At 39.7% G+C, this 16,190-nt stretch carries 15 protein-coding genes; 6 read left to right on the top strand and 9 right to left on the bottom strand.

All coding sequences use genetic code 11. From position 1 onward, the window contains the following. Positions 1 to 28: 28 nt before the first annotated feature. The 5 genes from rpoD to rsmD form a co-directional block, all read right to left on the bottom strand. Positions 29 to 1,873 (bottom strand): RNA polymerase sigma factor RpoD, encoded by a 1,845-nt coding sequence (rpoD, locus tag ATS72_RS09610; protein WP_006794813.1) that lies wholly within the window; start codon positions 1,871 to 1,873, stop codon positions 29 to 31. 124 nt (positions 1,874 to 1,997) lie between these two features. After that, entirely contained in the window at positions 1,998 to 3,749 is a 1,752-nt protein-coding gene (gene dnaG / locus ATS72_RS09605; protein WP_058429657.1) for a DNA primase, read from the bottom strand. A gap of 239 nt (positions 3,750 to 3,988) precedes the next feature. Beyond that, positions 3,989 to 4,435, bottom strand: coding sequence for a GatB/YqeY domain-containing protein (locus tag ATS72_RS09600; RefSeq protein ID WP_058429658.1), 447 nt, complete (start codon positions 4,433 to 4,435; stop codon positions 3,989 to 3,991). Between the two features lie 19 nt (positions 4,436 to 4,454). Continuing rightward, positions 4,455 to 4,670, bottom strand: a complete 216-nt coding sequence (rpsU, locus tag ATS72_RS09595) for a 30S ribosomal protein S21 (protein ID WP_002957797.1) — start codon at positions 4,668 to 4,670, stop codon at positions 4,455 to 4,457. 145 nt (positions 4,671 to 4,815) lie between these two features. After that, the gene (gene rsmD, locus ATS72_RS09590) at positions 4,816 to 5,421 is read right to left on the bottom strand and encodes a 16S rRNA (guanine(966)-N(2))-methyltransferase RsmD (RefSeq protein WP_058429659.1); all 606 of its coding nucleotides are present in this window, start codon (positions 5,419 to 5,421) and stop codon (positions 4,816 to 4,818) included. A 206-nt stretch (positions 5,422 to 5,627) separates the two neighbouring features. Here rsmD and ftsY point away from each other — a divergent pair, with 206 nt between their 5' ends. The 6 genes from ftsY to ATS72_RS09560 all read left to right on the top strand — a co-directional run bounded on the left by ftsY (position 5,628) and on the right by ATS72_RS09560 (position 11,319). Further along, entirely contained in the window at positions 5,628 to 7,454 is a 1,827-nt protein-coding gene (gene ftsY, locus ATS72_RS09585) for a signal recognition particle-docking protein FtsY (protein ID WP_058429747.1), read from the top strand. A gap of 85 nt (positions 7,455 to 7,539) precedes the next feature. Further along, positions 7,540 to 8,217, top strand: a complete 678-nt coding sequence (gene ftsE / locus ATS72_RS09580; RefSeq protein ID WP_006794808.1) for a cell division ATP-binding protein FtsE — start codon at positions 7,540 to 7,542, stop codon at positions 8,215 to 8,217. Further along, positions 8,214 to 9,200 (top strand): permease-like cell division protein FtsX, encoded by a 987-nt coding sequence (ftsX, locus tag ATS72_RS09575; protein WP_039037998.1) that lies wholly within the window; start codon positions 8,214 to 8,216, stop codon positions 9,198 to 9,200. Before ftsE ends, ftsX begins: the two co-directional genes overlap by 4 nt. A 441-nt stretch (positions 9,201 to 9,641) precedes the next feature. Further along, positions 9,642 to 10,505: an RNA polymerase sigma factor RpoH gene (gene rpoH, locus ATS72_RS09570; RefSeq protein ID WP_008128777.1), complete on the top strand. Its 864-nt coding sequence runs from the start codon at positions 9,642 to 9,644 to the stop codon at positions 10,503 to 10,505. Positions 10,506 to 10,628: 123 nt separating this feature from the next. Beyond that, positions 10,629 to 10,925 carry a hypothetical protein gene (locus ATS72_RS18850; protein WP_152995205.1) on the top strand — a complete coding sequence of 99 codons (297 nt, stop codon included), beginning with the start codon at positions 10,629 to 10,631 and terminating at the stop codon, positions 10,923 to 10,925. Continuing rightward, positions 10,903 to 11,319: a hypothetical protein gene (locus tag ATS72_RS09560; protein WP_058429661.1), complete on the top strand. Its 417-nt coding sequence runs from the start codon at positions 10,903 to 10,905 to the stop codon at positions 11,317 to 11,319. Before ATS72_RS18850 ends, ATS72_RS09560 begins: the two co-directional genes overlap by 23 nt. 5 nt (positions 11,320 to 11,324) lie before the next feature. Here ATS72_RS09560 and ATS72_RS09555 read toward each other — a convergent pair whose 3' ends face one another. The 4 genes from ATS72_RS09555 to gpmM form a co-directional block, all read right to left on the bottom strand. After that, positions 11,325 to 12,074, bottom strand: coding sequence for a divergent polysaccharide deacetylase family protein (locus ATS72_RS09555; protein WP_058429662.1), 750 nt, complete (start codon positions 12,072 to 12,074; stop codon positions 11,325 to 11,327). A gap of 79 nt (positions 12,075 to 12,153) precedes the next feature. Then, on the bottom strand, positions 12,154 to 13,401 hold the full coding sequence (locus ATS72_RS09550; RefSeq protein ID WP_058429663.1) for a S41 family peptidase: 1,248 nt from the start codon (positions 13,399 to 13,401) through the stop codon (positions 12,154 to 12,156). 34 nt (positions 13,402 to 13,435) lie between these two features. Beyond that, the gene (locus ATS72_RS09545) at positions 13,436 to 14,575 is read right to left on the bottom strand and encodes a murein hydrolase activator EnvC family protein (RefSeq protein WP_058429664.1); all 1,140 of its coding nucleotides are present in this window, start codon (positions 14,573 to 14,575) and stop codon (positions 13,436 to 13,438) included. A 3-nt stretch (positions 14,576 to 14,578) separates the two neighbouring features. Then, entirely contained in the window at positions 14,579 to 16,123 is a 1,545-nt protein-coding gene (gene gpmM, locus ATS72_RS09540) for a 2,3-bisphosphoglycerate-independent phosphoglycerate mutase (protein WP_006794824.1), read from the bottom strand. Positions 16,124 to 16,190: the final 67 nt, after the last annotated feature.

Here is a 16,190-nt window from a genome sequence, read left to right as displayed (position 1 = left end):
GCCTTTTTAGTTTATACAAAGCGCTAAATTACTTAGCGTCTAAAAAGCTTTTTAGTAAATCTGAGCGAGAAGGGTGGCGTAATTTACGCAGCGCTTTCGCTTCTATTTGACGAATACGCTCACGTGTTACGTCAAATTGTTTACCTACTTCTTCTAAGGTGTGGTCGGTATTCATATCAATACCAAAGCGCATACGAAGTACTTTAGCTTCACGCGCTGTTAAGCCCGCTAGTACGTCGTTAGTTGCGCCACGAAGCGACTCCATTGTTGCCGAATCGATTGGCGAATCAATGGTGGTGTCTTCGATAAAGTCACCTAAGTGCGAATCTTCATCATCACCGATTGGTGTTTCCATCGAAATTGGCTCTTTAGCAATTTTAAGTACCTTACGGATTTTATCCTCAGGCATCATCATGCGTTCTGCTAATTCTTCAGGATTTGGCTCACGACCCATTTCTTGTAACATTTGACGAGAGATACGGTTAAGTTTATTAATCGTTTCGATCATATGTACCGGAATACGGATAGTTCTTGCTTGGTCGGCAATAGAGCGAGTAATTGCTTGACGTATCCACCACGTAGCATAAGTAGAGAACTTATAACCACGACGGTATTCAAACTTATCTACCGCTTTCATCAAGCCAATATTACCTTCCTGGATTAAATCCAAGAACTGTAAACCACGGTTTGTGTATTTTTTAGCAATTGAGATTACAAGACGTAAATTAGCTTCAACCATTTCTTTTTTCGCACGGCGCGCTTTTGCTTCACCAATACTCATACGACGGTTAATGTCTTTAATACGCTCTATGCTTAAACCAGTTGTTTGCTCAATAATAGATAGCTTATTGATACAACGAATTATTTCAGGTTTAACTTCTTCAAGTTTAGCTGAGTATTTTTCGTTGTTTGAAATTTCTAAATCAACCCACGAAGGATCTGTTTCGTTATTAGCAAAGTGCTTAACGAATGCTTTTTTAGGTAGCTTAGCAATTTGTACAGCTTGTTTCATGATTAGACGTTCTTGAACACGAACGCGGTCCATCATTTCGCGCATGTTGTTAACCATGCGATCAAACTGTTTAGGAATTAGCTTGAAGGTTCTGAAAAGCTCACCAATTTCAAAAATGGCGGCTTGTGAGTCAGGATGTGAACGACCTTTAGCTTCAAACGTATCACGTGCTTTATTATATAAATCACGTAAGTTTTCAAAATGAATGCGAGCTTCTTCAGGATCTGGGCCTGTATCTACTTCTTCTTCATCTTCATCATCGTCACTTTTGTCATCGTCTTCATCATCGTCATCAAGTTGTTTTTCACTTAATTCTGAACCGATGTTAGTTGCTGAAATTGGCGCTTCGTCTTCGTTTGGATCAATGAAACCAACGATGATATCGCTTAAACGCATTTCTTCTGCTTCAAACTTATCCCACTGCTCTAGTAGGTAAGTGATTGCTTCAGGGTATTCAGCAACTGAAATTTGTACTTGGTTGATCCCTTCTTCAATACGCTTAGCGATAACAATTTCGCCTTCACGTGTAAGAAGTTCAACAGTGCCCATTTCGCGCATGTACATGCGAACTGGATCGGTAGTGCGGCCAATTTCTTTTTCTACCGTAGCAAGTGCAGCAGCGGCAGCTTCAGCTGCGTCTTCGTCTGTCGTTGTTTCTTGCATCATTAGTTCATCGGCATCAGGCGCGTTTTCGCTAACCTTAATACCCATGTCATTAATCATGCTTATGATATCTTCTACTTGATCTGAGTCAATTATGTCTTGTGGAAGGTGATCATTTACTTCTGCAAAAGTTAAGTAGCCTTGCTCTTTACCTTTTTGAATCAGAAGTTTTAATTGTGACTGAGGAGTTGGATCCATAGAGATTGTTTCTTCCACTCTGATAAGTTGATACAACAGGCGCCATCACTTGGTTTACATTAATGCCAACCAGAACAATGTGACGCAGTGAATAGCACAGTATAACATCCAAAACTAGATCTGACTAGCTGTTAGTCGCTTTTAACGCTGTCATTAGTAAATGACATTCTAGTCTTTCGTCGCTATTTAAACCTTGTGTCTTGTCTTTTATTAATAAGGTCTCTAGTCGATAATTTAAACACTGATCTTCAATAAATTTAAAAGTATTTTTAAAAACAGTCTCTAAACGCTCTTCATTTATTTCATGTTGCCAAGTAGCGAGCTTAATAAGAGGCTCATAATCGTCAGTATCTCTAAAAAATTCGAGTATCTGAGCCGTAGTGATAGTCTCTTTTTCAAGTGCTTGTTGCTGCAAGCGAAGCAATAAACCAATACCTGCAATGTTCATTTGTGCAAGTTCTGGCAAATAAGGAACACTTTTAGCTAGGTTTGGATGCTGAATTAAAATACCAATAGCCTGTCGCATTGGGGTTATTTTAAATTTTCGCTCAATAGAATGCTGTTGCTTTGGTGTTTTTAATCGATTATTAAGTTGTTCACGCGTGCGCCCAATTAGTCTGCCTAATTGCTCTAAAATATTTTCTTGGTAAAATTCACTCGGAATTTTTTCAATGAGCGGTAGGGCTGCACTGAGTAATTTTGCTTTACCCGAATCGAGTGTTAAATCAATTTCTTGGCTTAATCTGTTAAACATGACTTTAGTAAAGTCATCGGCTTCACTTAAACGCTGTTCGAATGCTTCTTTACCTTCTTTTTGCACTAATGAATCGGGATCTTCTCCATCAGGCAAAAATACAAAGTTCAATGCTTTACCGTCATTTAAGTAGGGGAGCGCATTTTCAAGTGCCCGCCAAGCTGCATCGCGTCCAGCTCGGTCGCCATCGTAACAACAAATGACCTTATCGGTCGTTCTAAATAACGTATGCATGTGTTCGCTTGTTGTGGCGGTTCCCAGTGCTGCAACAGCGTATTCAATCTCTTTTTCTGCAAGTGCAACAACATCCATGTAGCCTTCAACGATAAGAATGTGCTCTAACTTTTTGTGTGCTTGTTTAGCTTCATAAAGGCCATAAAGCTCAAACCCTTTATGAAAAATTCGAGTCTCTGGAGAGTTTAAATATTTAGGCCCTTGATCAGCTTGCATAACGCGACCGCCAAAGGCGACAACTCTGCCGCGTTTATCACGAATAGGAAACATTAAGCGGTCGCGAAAAAAATCGAACTGCCTGCCTGGTGTTTTTTCTGAGGCGAGCTTTAATTCGACGAGTTGCTCTTTTTGTTCTTTATTACGGCCAAGTTGTAAACATAAGCCATCCCATTCACTAGGGGCGTAGCCAACCATAAACTTTTTAACGGTTTCTCCGCTCAGTCCTCGACCTTTAACATAGTCAATGACTGCGGCCGAGTTAGCGTGGTGCTTTAGTTGGTGCTGATAAAAGCGAGCTGTATGAAGCATCAAATCGTAATCTGAACGCTTTTGCGCAGCGGTACGTTCTGGCGCAGAGCTACCGCCTTGTTCGCGGGGCACGTCCAAGTTGAGCATGCTGGCAAGCTCTTCAATGGCATCAACAAACTCTAGTTTGTCGTATTCCATAACAAACGATATTGCGTTGCCATTCGCCCCACAGCCAAAGCAATGATAAAACTGTTTATCTTGCGATACCGTAAACGAGGGAGACTTTTCGTTATGAAAAGGGCAACACGCTTGATAGTCTTTACCGGCTTTTTTAAGCCCAACTTTAGAGTCTATCAGGTCGACAATATCGGTTCTGGCAAGTAAATCATCTATAAAACTTCGTGGGATCTTTCCAGCCATTAGTAAAATACAGTCCTGAAATATTAAGAAGAATAACGAAAGTGAAACTTAAAATTTATACTCGTAAGGTATAAATAATTGGAACTTAACTTATCAAAATGACGGCTAAATAAATAGAGTCAGAATAAATAATTTCATTTTTGAATATAGGCATAACGTTTACTTTTTAGCGACGTAAAAACAAAGAAACCGAGCACAAGGCTCGGTTTACTTCAATTATACTTTACGTATAGGGAGTGTTAGGCAGTTAATCTTTGCTTTATTAAACCAGAGATCTTACCCATATCGGCGCGACCTTCAGCTTTGCTTTTGATTATACCCATCACTTTACCCATGTCTTGCATACCTGCTGCGTTAGTATCAGCAATAGCCGCGTCAATGAGAGCAATTATTTCTTCGTCACTCAACTGTTGAGGTAAGAAGGTTTCAAGTGCTGCTATTTCATTGGCTTCAATTTCAGCTAAATCATCACGCTCAGCATCTTTGTACTGAGTGTAAGAGTCGCGACGTTGTTTAACAAGCTTCACTATAACGGAGGTAATACCTGCGTCGTCTAGTGTTATTTGCTCGTCAATCTCACGTTGCTTGATTGCAGCAAGTACCATGCGAATAGGGTTAAGACGTTGTTTGTCTTTAGCTCTCATCGCATCTTTTTGCGCATCTTTTAGCGTTATTAAAAGGCTCATTTATACAAGACCTAATGTATTAGTATAATTTAACGCGACGAGCGTTATCACGAGAAAGTTTTTTCATGTGACGCTTAACTGCTGCAGCTTTCTTACGCTTACGCTCAGCTGTTGGCTTTTCATAGTGCTCGCGACGACGAACTTCTGAAAGGATACCTGCTTTTTCACATGAACGCTTGAAGCGACGAAGTGCTACGTCAAACGGTTCGTTCTCTCTTACTTTAATTACTGGCATTAAAAATTCACCTACCTAAATTATGAGCGTTGCTCAAGTTGATCAAACATTGATCAAGTGGTTCAAAAATGGTGCGGTATTGTAATCCGAAGCAACACCACATGTAAAGGATAATATTAACAGAAACGCATAGTGTAAAACAGTATTAATTTAGCTGGCGTTGGTAGAGTCTACAAAATACTTGGCCTGTTTTTTTTTCTTTAATTAACAGCCAGTTACTAGGTGGTTTGAACGTATTTAGATCGCTCTCTACTTCAAGGTAAATTAGTGCTTCTTCGCTAAGCCAATTATTTATTTCTAATAAGTTACAGCTAGTTTGAGCTAAATTTTTGCGAAAAGGCGGGTCAACAAAAACAAGATCAAAAGGCGTATTACTATTTTTTTGTTCTAAAAATGAAAGAGAGTTAGTGTGCCTTACCTGTGCATTTTGTAATTTTAGTGTTGCTATGTTTTGCGTTAGTTGCTTTGCTGCACTTGGGTCAAGCTCTATAAAAAGAGCAGTACTTGCAAAACGCGAAAGAGCTTCGAACCCCAACCCACCAGAGCCTGCAAAACAATCTAGAACGTTAGCATCACGCGTGTCTTGCATTAACCAGTTAAATACTGTCTCTTTAATTCGGTCTGTAGTAGGACGTAAACCTTGTACGTCTTTTACTGGAAGCCTTCGGCCGCGAAATTGCCCACTTATCACTCTAATAAAGCCATCAGTAGATTTGGTAATTGCTTTATTTTTAGTTGTTTTATTTCTCATTTAGCTCACTAAAAAATGGTATCTGGGATCTAGCTCAGATAATATTGTAGTAGATTACGTATAGCTTCATTTTTCAACCGCATTAAAAGTGTTACTATTGAACACTTATGTTTTGAATGGTTGTTTGGCTGGCAAAGTGTGTTGGCTCTTCCAAGCTATTTTCAAATTTTAGTTTATCAGATTTTTATAAGTGGTTATTAGCAAGTATGGCAAAAAAAAGTAAATTAATGTCTTGGCTCGGCTTTGGTAAGTCAGATAAAAAACAAGCCGAACAAAAAGCAGAGGCTGATAAACAACAAGCTTTAGCAGAGCAAGAAGCTAAACGCTTAGAAGAAGAACGCGTTGCCGCTGAAAAAGCTGAGCAAGAAAGCGCTGCTGCAGAGCAAGCGGAAAAGTTAGTAATAGAACGAGCAAATGCTGAGCTGTTAGCAAAAGAACATGCGGAAGCCGAGCAGCAGAGAGTGGAGCTGCAAAATCGCCTTGCAGAGCAAGCAGAAGCGCAGCGTTTAGAACAAGAACGTATTGCAGCACAGCAAGCAGAGGCGCAGCGTTTAGAACAAGAACATATTGCAGCACAGCAAGCAGAATCGCAGCGCATAGAGCAAGAACGCATTGCAGCAGAGCAAGCAGAAGCACAGCGCATAGAGCAAGAACGCATTGCAGTAGAGCAAGCAGAAGCACAGCGTTTAGAGCAAGAACGCATTGCAGCAGAGCAAGCAGAAGCACAGCGCATAGAGCAAGAACGCATTGCAGCAGAGCAAGCAGAAGCGCAGCGCATAGAGCAAGAACGCATTGCAGCAGAGCAAGCAGAGGCGCAGCGCATAGAGCAAGAACGCATTGCAACAGAGCAAGCAGAAGCACAGCGCATAGAGCAAGAACGCATTGCAGCAGAGCAAGCAGAAGCGCAGCGCATAGAGCAAGAACGCATTGCAGCAGAGCAAGCAGAGGCGCAGCGCATAGAGCAAGAACGCATTGCAACAGAGCAAGCAGAAGCGCAGCGCTTAGAACAAGAACGTGTTGCAGCAGAGCAAGCCGAAGTGCAGCGCTTAGAACAAGAACGTGTTGCAGCAGAGCAAGCTAAGAAAGAAGAAAAGCCTAAGAAAGAAGGCTTTTTTTCACGTCTTAAAAAAGGATTACTAAAAACCCGCGTTAATATTGGCGCAGGATTTTCGTCTATTTTTAGTGGTAAAAAAATAGATGATGACCTTTTTGAAGAGCTTGAAACTCAATTATTGACGGCTGATTTAGGCGTAGACACCACCATGAAGTTAATCGATAGACTAACGGACGGTGCAAATAGAAAGCAGCTTAAGGATGGTGATGCTTTATATGAGCTAATGAAGCAAGAAATGGCAGCGATGTTAAAGACTGCTGAACAGCCATTAACAATACCAGCAGAAAAAAAACCGTTTGTGATTTTAATGGTAGGTGTAAATGGGGTTGGTAAAACAACTACGATTGGTAAGCTAGCTAAGCAATTTCAAAATGAAGGTAAGTCGGTCATGCTTGCTGCGGGTGACACTTTTAGAGCTGCTGCGGTTGAACAACTTCAAGTGTGGGGTGAGCGTAACAGTATTCCTGTTATAGCACAGCATACCGGAGCCGATAGTGCATCGGTGGTATTTGATGCTTTTCAGGCCGCAAAAGCGCGTAATGTCGATGTGTTAATTGCTGATACAGCGGGTCGTCTGCAAAATAAAGATAATTTGATGCAAGAGCTTGAGAAAATAGCTCGTGTAATGAAAAAAATAGATCCTGATGCACCGCACGAGGTGATGCTAACTATAGATGCAGGTACAGGGCAAAATGCGATTAGCCAAGTAAACTTGTTTAACCAATGTGTAGGTTTAACGGGTATTACTTTGTCAAAACTTGATGGTACAGCAAAAGGTGGGGTTATTTTTGCTGTAGCTGATAAGTTTAACATTCCAATTCGTTATATTGGTGTTGGTGAAGGTATTGATGATTTGCGTTCGTTTAAAAGCGATGACTTTATTGATGCATTATTTAGCCAAGATGAGGACGACGCTTAATTTACCAAGAAGGGAGCTTGCTCCCTTTTTAATTGCGAGGAATACCAATTGCATTAACACTTTAATGAGGTTGGCATAATAAAAAATGATAAATTTTCAGCAAGTAAGTAAAACCTATCCAGGGGGGCATCGTGCCCTCGAAAAAGTTAATTTTCATATAAAACCTGGCGAATTAGCCTTTTTGACCGGTCATAGTGGTGCGGGTAAAAGTACACTTTTAAAGCTTATCAGCTTAATGGAACGTCCATCTGCTGGTAACGTATTTATTAATGGTGTTGATTTAAATAAAGTTAATTCGCGACAAATCCCTTATGCTCGCCGAGATATTGGTATTATTTTTCAAAACCATCGATTATTAGAACGATACACTGTATTTGATAATGTCGCGCTACCGCTGATCATCGAAGGAACTCATCGTAATCAAATCGCAAAGCGTGTTCATGGTGCGCTCGATAAAGTGGGTTTAATCGATAAAGTTAAATGCCATCCATCTATGTTGTCGGGTGGTGAGCAACAGCGAGTCGGTATTGCACGCGCTATTGTAAATTCTCCGCCAATTTTACTTGCCGATGAGCCAACGGGTAACTTAGATCCTGAACTCTCAATGGAAATACTTAAATTATTTGAAGACTTTAATAAGCATGGTACAACCGTACTTATTGCTACCCATGACTTAGGCCTTGTTGCACGCATGAAGTATAGGAGCTTAACGTTAAAGGATGGCAGAATGCTTGAAGATCCATTAGCGCAGGGGGCATTATGAGTTTACTGTTTAAAAGCCGCCAAAACAAAAATGAAAAACAAAAAAAATCAGTTATTTCAAATGGCTACTTTTTTATCGTTAACATTTTTCGCCAAGGGATTCATAGTCTGGGTGAAATGTGGCGTACACCACTGGCATCAATGATGACAATTGCGGTACTTGGATTAAGCTTAACGCTTCCTGCCACACTTTACTTAGTGGTTAAAAATGTGCAGCAAGTAAGTAGTGGCTTTGAAGAGGCTAGTGAAATATCGTTATTTGTAAAACAAACAATGACGAAACAAGAAACAGCGACGCTAGTTAAGCGCCTAGCCTTATATCCTGAAGTAGAGAGTGTAACGTTTATTTCAAAACAGCAAGCATTAAAAGAATTTCAGGAAGTGTCAGGTTTTGGGCAAGCGCTAGAATATTTAGATAGCAACCCATTACCCGATGTTGTGCTAGTTACGCCTACTAAGCGGCACCGCCAGCCTAATGCCGCCAAGGTACTTATGACTAAGTTAGAAGCGGAACGTGAGGTTGATTTTGGCAAACTTGATATAGCCTGGTTAGAGCGCTTAAATGCATTGCTTAGCTTGCTAAAAGAAAGTGTAATAACCATTACCTTATTATTATTAACGTCTGTAACTCTCATAATAGGTAATACTATTCGCCTATCGATTATGGATAAAAAAGAAGAAATACAAGTAATGAAACTTGTAGGTGCTACAAATACGTTTATACACGCACCATTTTTATGGACTGGTATTTGGTATGGCGTTATTGGTGGATTATTTGCTTTTATATCAGTTGCATTGATGATGTGGTGGCTTTCTTCAGCCGTAAACAGTGTGGCTGGTGTGTATCAAACTAACTTTTTACTCATTGGTTTAACGCTTAGCGAATTTGGCTTTTTAGTTTTACTTGCTACAAGTTTGGGGTTTGTTGGCTCTTACTTATCTGTAAATCGATACATTAAAGAAATAGAGCCAGACAAAGTGTAATACGCACCTATATAGCTCGCTGTTAATCAAGCGAGCTATATAGGTTATGCTATTGGCGCTTTATTCGCTTCAAAGTAAACTTTGTGAATATACATTTAACTTTATAAGCGTGTTTATCTCTTCCTCATTCGCGCAAGCTAATACAAGTGAACTAACTCAATGCTTAGCGCGTATGTTATTGGGTTGGGTTGTTCAGGTCCTATAAAAACTGTCACATTTATCTACTACCCTCCATATCAAGCATGAATTGTAAATAGAGTGAAAAACTGACGTTAATCACCCGCAATCCCTTAATTCATCGCTTATTCAGTCGCTTATAGTAGACTTCAATAACGCTAAAAAACCGCTTGATTTATACTTTAAAAAAGTTTTAAATTGGGGTTAGCACTCTTCAGGAAAGAGTGCTAAGATGGTTTCAAATGTTTATCACCGAGGTGAAAAATGAGTAAAGATTTATACGCAATGGCACTTACAGTTGGACAACAAAGCGCAAGCATGGATGGCTACCTTCAAGCGGTCAGCACAATCCCTATGCTTAAAGTTGAAGAAGAGCAAGAACTTGCTAAAAAACTTCAGGAAGAAGGCGATCTTAGTGCTGCAAAGCAACTCATTATGTCGCATTTGCGCTTTGTAGCGCATATAGCTAAAAGCTACTCGGGATACGGCTTGCCACAAGCTGACCTTATTCAAGAAGGCAATATAGGCCTGATGAAAGCGGTTAAACGTTTCGACCCAAGCGTGGGTGTTCGTTTAGTATCGTTTGCAGTGCATTGGATTAAAGCCGAAATACACGAGTTTGTTCTTAAGAACTGGCGTATAGTTAAAGTAGCTACTACAAAAGCACAGCGTAAATTGTTTTTTAATCTTCGTAAAAATAAAAAGCGTTTAGGCTGGTTTAACCAAGCAGAGGTTAGCACTGTTGCTAGTGAGCTGGGTGTAAGCGAAAAAGAAGTGCGTGAAATGGAATCTCGTATGAGCGGTCAAGATATGGGCTTTGACTTAACGGGTGATGATAACGATGACGCACCAACAAGCACTTATTCACCGGTACAATATTTAACGGATGGTTCTGCTGATTTAGCTGATGACATTGAGCAGCAACAATGGCAAGAGCAGTCTCATACTCGTTTGTTTAGTGCACTTAAAACACTAGATGAACGTTCACAAGACATTGTAAGTGCGCGCTGGTTGTCTGATGACAAAGCAACACTACAAGAGCTTGCTGAAAAATACAGTGTATCTGCTGAGCGTGTTCGCCAGCTTGAAAAAACAGCAATGAAAAAGTTACAAAGCGCTATGAGCTGATACGTTCTAAAAGCGTAATATTTTTGAAAGCCCTGCATTAAAATGCAGGGCTTTTTTGTTGAAAATTTATGCGCATTCATGTAGGTTCTAGTGATTATAAAAAGCTTAAAAGGATATTTAGCTTTGAATTACTATTTAATGTCGTTAATTATCGCCCTTGGCGTGATTATTAGTATTGGGCATGACCCAGACTATTACGAAGTAAACTACATCTTAATCCCCGCTTTTTTGCTCACTATATTTGGTTTTATTTATAGATTAACTGGTAAAAAGATATTTGGCTTTGTAGCAATGCTCGGCTTTATTTTTTTTGTCCCTATTGGTCTGATAGGTATCTACGCAATCAGAAACATGATGGATGATCATGCTAAATTACTATTCAAAAGGACACTGAAAAATGACAACAGAAACCATCGATAAACCTACAGGTATTATTAAAGTTGATAAAGGTAAACTGCAAATACAATTATATGTAGGTATATTAATTTTACCTTTAGTCTTTTTTACACCAATGGCTGCATTTTATGGTGTACTACTCATTACTATGTATTTTGTTAATAGCAATATTGAAGTGGTTAGGTTTTATTCTAAATATTCAGAGGTTAAACAAGGTTTAATTCGTTCACGTTGGTTAATAGCTAATAGCGCGGTTGTAAGTGCAAAAAAGTTAGATGAGCACATAGTTCTTACATTGATAGAAGATGAAAAGCTAAGAACACGAAAAATAACACTGAAACCACTTAGTGAAGACGGTCAAAAGAGTATTTTGAAATACTATCAGGCACAAGCAAGAAAGAATAAGCACCCTATTTAATTTAATTATCGCGCGCTAATTGTTTTCGCTTGAGCTTGCGCTAACTGAATATATTTACGTTGTACTAACTGAGAAACAGGAACTAACTCATAGCCTTGTTGAGTAAGCTCAGGCAGGGCTTTACGTAAAAAAGCAATGGTCTCAGGATAAGGGTGAGCAATGGCAATGGCAAAATTGTGATCTGTTGCTTTTTGTTTAAGTTCATCGAGCCTAAACTGAAGTTGATCTGCTGTTGTTATGTTGTCCAAAAAAACATGGCGACCAATATTTTCAACCCCAAAAAAGTTTGCAGCATTTTGTGCCTGGCTTAAGCCAGTTGTTCGGCTATCTAAAAAGTACAACTCGCGCTTTTTAAGGACTTCCATTGTCCATTTCATAGCTTGGCTTTGCTGAGTTAATGCAGAACCCATGTGATTATTAACACCTCTAACTTGCGGTAAACTTGCTAGTGCTGTTCCTAGGGTTTGTTGTAGTTGAGCTTTGTCCATATCAAGAGTAAGCGCACCAGGTCCTAGTGCTTTGCCGTTAAGTGCCTGCATAGGCACATGTAAAAGCAGCTCTTTATTTGCTTTGCTAGCACGTGTTGCAAAAACTTGCGAATAGGGTGTGTGGGGCAAAATTGAATAGGTCAATTGCCCAGGTAAGGTTAAAAACTCTAAGTCTCTTTGGTGATAGCCTATATCATCAATAACTATCGCTATTTGTTTAGCATTAGCGCTAAAGCAAGCGATACATACACTGAAAAAAAGCCACATCCGTATTTTTTTGTTAATAGTATTCACGTTTATAATTTTTATTATCTTTTTATGCCCAGTAACGCTCAAACAAAATAGATTACTGCATACTGAGTAATTGCTTTGCTTTAACTAACTGTAAATCAGCTAAGGTGTTAACAAGCTGGTGTTGATTATTTTTTACTTGCTCATTTTTTATTATAACGGCTTTATTGTTTTGTGGAAGTGTTGTTTGATTAATCGTCACATCGGGCTTTATTCCAACGCCATCTATTGATTCACCAGAAGGTGTAAAATATTTTGCGGTAGTGAGTTTTAAAGCGGTATTGCCATCACTTAATGGTATAAGTGATTGCACTGACCCTTTTCCAAAAGATCGGCTTCCGACCACTTTAGCCCTGTTGTTGTCTTTTAAGGCGCCGGCCAAAATTTCGGCCGCAGAGGCTGAATTTTCATTAATAAGTACAACAATTGAGGCGCCTTTGAGTATGTCGCCCCGTTTAGCATAAAAGGCTTGGTTAGCGTCAAAGTATCTGCCTTTCGTTGTTACTATAGTTCCGCTTTCTAAGAATAAATCAGAGACCGCAATCGCACTTTTTAGGGTACCTCCGGGGTTGTCACGTAAATCAATTACAAGCCCTAATAATGGATAATCATAATTATTTTGCATCGCTGCAGTTTGCAGTGCAACTTCGTGTAGCGTGTGATTAGAAAAACTATTAATAGCTAAATAGCCAATGCCTGACTCTAAAATTTTACTGGTTACACTCTCTAATTGTATTTGCGTACGAGCTACGTTAAACGACAAAAGTTCAGGGCTTTCATTTCGCTTAATGGTGAGGTTAACTGTTTTAAATTTATTTTCTTTTATTAAAGTTGCGACTTCGCTAACGCTGAGCAAATTGACCGTTTTTTGATTAACACTAACAATAATATCGCCAGCTAAAATACCTGCTTCTTTCGCTGGTGAGTTATTTACCACGTTAACTATTTTTATATCAATATCGACTTTTTTTACTTCAATACCTAAGCCCGTATATTGGCCATTGGTATTATCAAATAAGGCATCGAGCTCGTGTTCGTTAAGGTATTTAGAGTAGGGGTCTAGCTTTGAGTATAAGCGCTCAAATTGTTTGTTGTTGTATTGCACATAATGGCTGTTTTGTAGCTCTAAATCGTCAACATAATAGGCGTGTATGTTAAATAAAATTTCATCTATTTGTTGGCTTTTAAGGTTTTTTACTGAGCTGGCAAATGCATTGTTAAGTACTAAAGTAAAGGTGAATAAAAGCAGACTGAAAGCATAGCCTGCTTTTTTAAATGCGGGTATTACATTGTTGTTTTTCATCAGCGACTCCTCAGCGGAGCAGCGGTTTATTCAATTAAATACGTCTGCACCATTTTACGGGATTTACTGCGCGTCCTTTGTGTCGTATTTCAAAGTATAGACCAGAACTTGCCTGTCCGCCGCTTTGGCCAACCAACGCTAAAGTTTCGCCTTGGCGTACCATGTCACCTACGTCTCTCAGTAGTGTTTGTGCATGGCCGTATAGGCTCATAAATCCTTCACCATGATCGACTACAATTACCCAACCATAACCTTTTAACCAATCTGCAAATACAACTTGGCCATTGTGCACGCTATTAACATTTTCGCCTTCTTTAGCGCCAATTAGCACGCCTTTCCAATCAATGCCGCCATGTTTGCGCTGGCCAAATTGGTGTTTTAATTTACCTTTACTAGGCCAGTTTAATTTGCCTTTATTTTTATTGAGGCCAAGTAATTCTATTTTTTTTGTTTTTTCTTTTTCTAACTCTTCAATTGTATTAACAAGGGTTTGTTGGTTTTCTTTTAAGTAATCGATAGAGCTTTTAGTACTCGTAAGCTGAGCTTGAAGATTCCTTAGGTTTGCTTGGCGTTCACTTTGTGCATTTACTAAGGCTGTTTGACGCCTTTTTTGCTCGTCGTATAAAGCTAAAAGCTTTTCTTTTGTTTTGTTTAGTGCAACTTGGTTTAACGCGATTTGATGTTTAAGTTCTTTTAATTCTTCAATTTGTTCAATTCGTGATTTGTTTAGGTAATTATAATAGCTAAGTGTTCGCTCAAATTGCGCTGTGTTTTCTTGATTCAGTAACATTTTAGAGTAGTCATCACCACCTGCCATGTAAGCGCTTTTAAGTTGCGCTCCTAGAATACGTTGAAATTCGATGTGTTTTTTATCGAGTTCATCAGCTTTTTTTTGTTGTTGATTTTGCTGTTGTTGGGTTTCTTTAACAGACTGCTCAGCCATATTAAGTGCTTTAGCGTTTTTAGCTATTTCAAGCTCATGGCTTTTAAGATTTTTTTGAAGTTGAGATATTTTTTTTCGTTGTTGATTATACTCAGATTGGCTTTGTTCAAGTGCTTGTTTCACCTGTGAGAGATCTTTTTTAGTGCGATCTTCATTGGCAACTGCTGATGCAGTCACCAATGAGGCGAGTATTAAGCCGCACTTAAAGTATCGGTTAACACGTTTAATCATGGGTTATTTCAACGTCATGATAGGTGTGCCAGTCATTTCACTTGGCTGCTCCATGCCCATTAAGTGCAGCATTGTAGGGGCAACATCACTTAATGCTTTACCTTCAGATGGTGTCGCATCGCGACCAACATAAATAAATGGCACCGGTTCACTTGTATGCGCGGTATGTGCTTGGCCCGTTTTAAGGTTAGCCATTTGTTCTGCATTACCATGATCGGCTGTGATCAACGCTTCACCGCCAAATTCGTTCAATGCATCAACTACACGGCCAATACAGGTGTCAACGGCTTCACAAGCTTTTACAGCGGCATCAAATACACCTGAGTGGCCAACCATATCGCCATTAGGATAATTGCATATAATGGCGTCGTATTTCCCGCTTTTAATTGCTTCTACGAGCTTATCGGTTAGCATTTCTGAGTTCATTTCAGGTTGCAAGTCGTAGGTAGCCACTTGTGGTGAAGGGATTAATTCACGCGTTTCACCTTCAAATTCGTCCTCACGTCCGCCGCTAAAAAAGAAGGTAACGTGTGCGTATTTTTCTGTTTCAGAAATACGCAGTTGTGTTTTTCCTTGTTTTTCAAGCCATTCCCCTAATACGTTAGTAAGAGGAGTTGGGCCAAATGCAACGGGTGCGTCTATATCGGCTGCATATTCTGTCATCATAACAAATGCGCTGAGAGCGGGGGATTTTTTCTTGGTAAAGCCATCAAATTCAGGCTCTACAAAGGCGCGTGTAATTTCACGTGCTCGGTCTGCCCTAAAGTTTGCAAAAATAACGGTGTCGCCATCATTAATTTGCGCTGCTTCTCTACCTGCTGGTGTAATGGTTGTAGGAGCAACAAACTCGTCGTTTTCGTCGCGCTCATAAGCTGCATTTAATGCGGTTACGCCATCGCTGTAGTTAAACTCTCCAATGCCAGAGGTCATTACGTCATAGGCTTTTTCTACACGATTCCAGCGGTTATCTCTATCCATTGCATAATAACGACCAACGAGTGTTGCTAGCCGACCACATTCAAGTTTTGCAAACAACGCTTCTATACGTTCAATAGATTCTTTGGCACTACGCGGTGGTGTATCACGGCCATCTAAAAATGCATGAAAATAGACTTCCTTAGCACCGCGTTTTGCAGCCAGCTCTATGCTTGCAACAATGTGATCTTCATGACTATGAACGCCACCCGGGCTCAATAACCCCATAACATGAACGGCTTTGCCGGCATTAACTGCTTTATCAATGTTTTCAACAAGTGCAGGGGTTGAGTCAAATTCACCGTCATTTATTGCTTTGGTAATTCGAGTAAAGTCTTGGTATACAACACGTCCTGCACCTAAATTAACATGTCCAACTTCGGAATTACCCATTTGTCCATCAGGAAGACCTACATCAAAACCAGATGCTGAAATTAATGTGCGAGGGCGAGATGCCCATAAGTTATCTAATACGGGGGTATTCGCTGCTAGTATTGCATTGCTTTGCTCGTCTTCACGATATCCCCAACCGTCTAAAATCATTAATACCAGTGGTTTTTTATGTTCAGTCATAGTCACTCCTAAAAGTTAGCACCTGTTTTGCTTTAGCATACCGTGTTTTGTTACTTGAATCAGCATA

This window comes from Pseudoalteromonas sp. 13-15, assembly GCF_001468205.2.
Classification (GTDB): Bacteria; Pseudomonadota; Gammaproteobacteria; order Enterobacterales; family Alteromonadaceae; genus Pseudoalteromonas; species Pseudoalteromonas marina.
Note: the sequence above shows the minus strand (reverse complement) of the source record. Positions and strands in the feature narration are given on the sequence as shown.

Excerpts from the sequence above, each read along its gene's own strand:
- rpoH (WP_008128777.1), top strand. The coding sequence starts at position 9,642 with ATGAGTAAAGATTTATACGCAATGGCACTTACAGTTGGACAACAAAGC.
- ATS72_RS09600 (WP_058429658.1), bottom strand. The coding sequence starts at position 4,435 with ATGAGCCTTTTAATAACGCTAAAAGATGCGCAAAAAGATGCGATGAGA.
- ATS72_RS09555 (WP_058429662.1), bottom strand. The coding sequence starts at position 12,074 with ATGTGGCTTTTTTTCAGTGTATGTATCGCTTGCTTTAGCGCTAATGCT.
- ATS72_RS09550 (WP_058429663.1), bottom strand. The coding sequence starts at position 13,401 with ATGAAAAACAACAATGTAATACCCGCATTTAAAAAAGCAGGCTATGCT.
- ftsE (WP_006794808.1), top strand. The coding sequence starts at position 7,540 with ATGATAAATTTTCAGCAAGTAAGTAAAACCTATCCAGGGGGGCATCGT.
- ftsX (WP_039037998.1), top strand. The coding sequence starts at position 8,214 with ATGAGTTTACTGTTTAAAAGCCGCCAAAACAAAAATGAAAAACAAAAA.
- dnaG (WP_058429657.1), bottom strand. The coding sequence starts at position 3,749 with ATGGCTGGAAAGATCCCACGAAGTTTTATAGATGATTTACTTGCCAGA.
- ftsY (WP_058429747.1), top strand. The coding sequence starts at position 5,628 with ATGGCAAAAAAAAGTAAATTAATGTCTTGGCTCGGCTTTGGTAAGTCA.
- ATS72_RS09560 (WP_058429661.1), top strand. The coding sequence starts at position 10,903 with ATGACAACAGAAACCATCGATAAACCTACAGGTATTATTAAAGTTGAT.
- rpsU (WP_002957797.1), bottom strand. The coding sequence starts at position 4,670 with ATGCCAGTAATTAAAGTAAGAGAGAACGAACCGTTTGACGTAGCACTT.
- rsmD (WP_058429659.1), bottom strand. The coding sequence starts at position 5,421 with ATGAGAAATAAAACAACTAAAAATAAAGCAATTACCAAATCTACTGAT.
- gpmM (WP_006794824.1), bottom strand. The coding sequence starts at position 16,123 with ATGACTGAACATAAAAAACCACTGGTATTAATGATTTTAGACGGTTGG.
- rpoD (WP_006794813.1), bottom strand. The coding sequence starts at position 1,873 with ATGGATCCAACTCCTCAGTCACAATTAAAACTTCTGATTCAAAAAGGT.
- ATS72_RS09545 (WP_058429664.1), bottom strand. The coding sequence starts at position 14,575 with ATGATTAAACGTGTTAACCGATACTTTAAGTGCGGCTTAATACTCGCC.